We start from the raw sequence: 442 nt of genomic DNA, 5'->3' as shown, positions 1-442 counted from the left end.
GCCGACACGGTGGTCGCGCTGGCCGTCGCCGCGCACGTACGAGGCCTGCCGGCGACGGCCCCCGAGCCGCGCGGCCCGGCCGCCGGGGTCCTGCGTACGGCGCTGCCGCTGGCCCTGCACGACTGGCGGGCCATGTTCCACCGCCACCGCGGCGACCTCGCCGTCCTCGGCGTGATCGTGCTGTGCGCAGCCGACTTCGTCTTCCAGTCCTGCGTGAGAACCCTCGTCGTGCCGCTGGTCGGGGAGCACTACGGCGGCCGCGGCCAGTACGTCTCCCTGCTGGAGGCGGTCTTCGCCCTCGGCATGATCGCCTCCTCCTTCTTCACCCGGCACACGCAGCGGGCTGCGCTGCTGCCGCTGTGGTGCGCGCTCCAGGGCGCGGCGGCCCTCGCCCTCGGGCTGTCGGCCGCACCCGCGGTCCACCTGGCGGCCCTGCTCACGG

The 442-nt window shown here is 75.8% G+C and carries 1 pseudogene; it reads left to right on the top strand.

The window, feature by feature from the left end:
* Window positions 1-442, top strand: a pseudogene (locus tag G3I78_RS48535) (MFS transporter permease); the annotation flags it as partial.

Source organism: Streptomyces sp. SID13726, from assembly GCF_010548375.1.
Classification (GTDB): Bacteria; Actinomycetota; Actinomycetes; order Streptomycetales; family Streptomycetaceae; genus Streptomyces.
The sequence above is the reverse complement of the archived record's forward strand: the minus strand, read 5'-3'. Positions and strand labels throughout refer to the sequence as shown.